Source organism: Nocardia farcinica (assembly GCF_029867845.1).
Lineage (GTDB): Bacteria > Actinomycetota > Actinomycetes > Mycobacteriales > Mycobacteriaceae > Nocardia > Nocardia farcinica_A.
In genome coordinates this window covers 1-2,464 of the sequence record NZ_JARWRU010000173.1, presented here as the reverse complement: position 1 = coordinate 2,464, position 2,464 = coordinate 1, and the positions used below count along the sequence as shown (strand labels likewise).

Annotated in this window: 2 protein-coding genes; both read left to right on the top strand. The window is 69.2% G+C overall.

What is annotated here, in order from left to right; all coding sequences use genetic code 11:
* Window positions 1-136 precede the first annotated feature (136 nt).
* A complete protein-coding gene (locus QH283_RS03565; protein ID WP_280501587.1) occupies window positions 137-796 on the top strand; it encodes a TetR/AcrR family transcriptional regulator in 660 nt (219 codons plus the stop codon).
* Window positions 797-1,017: 221 nt separating this feature from the next.
* Window positions 1,018-2,346, top strand: coding sequence for an esterase family protein (locus tag QH283_RS03560; RefSeq protein WP_280501586.1), 1,329 nt, complete (start codon window positions 1,018-1,020; stop codon window positions 2,344-2,346).
* Window positions 2,347-2,464 lie beyond the last annotated feature (118 nt).

The following is a 2,464-nucleotide window of genomic DNA, read 5'->3' as shown; positions in this document are numbered from 1 at the left end:
GGTCCCCGATCCAGGACCGGGGCTGTTGATCGTCGGCAGAGCGCCGGAAAGCCCGTGGCATGCGCGCCGTTCACGGCAGTGATCCGCGCCGACAGCACGGGTTGACGCTATGAAACAAAGATTGCATCTTCTTTACATGGCGGATCGCTACGACGAGGTCGACGAGAAGATCATGGACGCCGCCCTGGAGCGGATCCTGCAGGTCGGCATCCGCCGCGCCAGCCTGGAGGACATCGCGCGCCGGGCGGGTGTCAACCGGATCACCATCCACCGCAGATTCGCGGGCAAGGACAAGCTCGTCGAAGCGGTGATCGAGCGGGAGACGCGGCGCATGCTCGCCGAGGTCACCGCCATCGCCGAGACGGCGGTGGGCGTGGACGCGCAGATCGAGGAGACGACGCTGCACGTGTTGTCGCAGACCCGTTTCCACCGGCTGGTCACCCATCTGCTGAGAGTGGCGCCGGAGGAGGCGTTGAGCTTCTACACGGTGCAGGGTCAACGGCTGGTCGGCCTTGGCATCGACTACATCTCCGGCCTGCTGTCCTACGCCCAGCAGGCCGGTCTCATCGACCGCTACGATCCGCGACCGGTGGCCGAACTCGTCGCCCGCCTGGCGCACTCGCTCATGCTGACGCCGGGCAACTGCGGCGGCACCGACTTCACCGACCCCGATCAGGCCCGCGCCTACGTGCGCGGCACCATCGTGCCGCTGATGAAACACGGCATTCCCGTCTCCGAGAGAATGCACGGCCCTCGGAGAGGTCACCGTGACGCCGAGTCACCCACGGTTCCGTGAGCCCGACACCGGGAGGCGCGATGCCCCGGGCCCGCCGGAGCCGAGGCGGATCGGCACCGCCCCACCTCCGGGCGCCTCGCCGTTGCCGCCGGGTCGCCGGAAACGCGGTTCCCCTGTGTCACGGGCTCTTTCACCCCTGCCGCGGATTCGCTCCGATCCCGGGACAGCCGAGCACCCGACCGGCGACACTAGAGCCAACTGCTATCAAAGGGGTGGCTCGCATGGTCGCAACACACACGGTCGTCGCCGGCGAAAACCTGCCCGCGGTGGCGGCGAGCCTGCTCGGCGATGCCGGGCTGGCACTGCTCGTCGCCACCGCCAGCGGAATCGCTCCCTCGACGGAACTCCAAGCGGGGCAACGGCTTCTACTCCCCGGGCACCGACGGCACACCGTCGCCGAGGGCGAGACGCCCGCCACACTGGCCTCGCACTACTACGGCGACCCCGGCTTCGCCCGCTTCATCGTCTCCGCCAACGGCATCACCGAGGATCTCCCACCCGGCCGGCACCTGGTGATCCCGGAGCTGCGGCGATACGAGGTGGCCGCCGGGGAGACACTGGGAGAACTGGCCACCCGCTTCTACGACGACGCCGCACTGGCCCAGCTCATCGCCGCGGCCAACGACAACGACTCCCCCGCCGCCGGTGACGCGCTCGCGATATTCACCGGTCGCGCCGACGGATTCGGCCTGACCATCGTCGACTCGAACGAGGACGACGCGCGCCTGTGGTACTACCGCTTCCAGACCTCGGCCATCGGCTGGAATCCCGGCATCGATGTGCTGCTGCCCGACGGCTACCACACCAGCGGACTCACCTATCCCGTGCTCTACCTGCTGCACGGCGGCGGCCAGGATTTCCGCACCTTCGATTCGCTCGGCATTCGCGAGCTGACCGAGGGACAACCGATTGTTCTCGTCATGCCCGACGGCGGCCGGGCGGGCTGGTATTCGAATCCAACCGGATCGTTCGTCGGGCCGCGCAACTGGGAGACCTTCCACATGGGGCAGCTGGTCCCGTGGATCGAGGCGAACTTCCGGGTGTGGGCCGAGCAGGACGGCCGGGGCATCGCCGGGTTCTCCATGGGCGGCTTCGGCGCGCTCAAGTACACGGCCAGGTACCCCGACCGGTTCGCCTCGGTCAGCAGCCACTCCGGCCCGGCGAGCCTGCGCCGCGACTTCGGCCTTGTCGTGCACTGGGCGAACATCACCTCGGCGACGGTGGAGCTGGGGGGCGCCACCGTCTACGGCGCGCCGTTCTGGAATCAGGCCAAGGTGACCGCGGACAACCCGGTGGAACAGCTGGAGCGCTATCGCGGCAAGCGGATCTTCCTGGTGGCGGGCACCAGCCCCGACCCGGTGTACTGGTTCGACGCCGTGAACGAGATCCAGGTGCTCGCCGGTCAGCGGGAGTTCCGGCAGCGCCTCACGACCGCGGGCATCCCCCACGAGGCCCACGAGGAGCCGGGCGGTCACGTGTTCCGGCCGGAGATCTTCGTAGACGACCTGGCGGGGATCGTGTCACACCTGCGGGCGGCCGCACCGGAGTGAAACACGGCTGTTACATCGATCCCCCGCCGGGGGGGGGGGCCCCGGCGGGGGGGGGGAGGCCCCCCCGGGGGCCCGGTTTGGGGGGGGGGGGTGGGGAGATTTTGGGGGGGGGCAAAAA

Coding starts and splice junctions, on each gene's coding strand:
- QH283_RS03565 (WP_280501587.1), top strand. CDS start 137: ATGGCGGATCGCTACGACGAGGTCGACGAGAAGATCATGGACGCCGCC.
- QH283_RS03560 (WP_280501586.1), top strand. CDS start 1,018: ATGGTCGCAACACACACGGTCGTCGCCGGCGAAAACCTGCCCGCGGTG.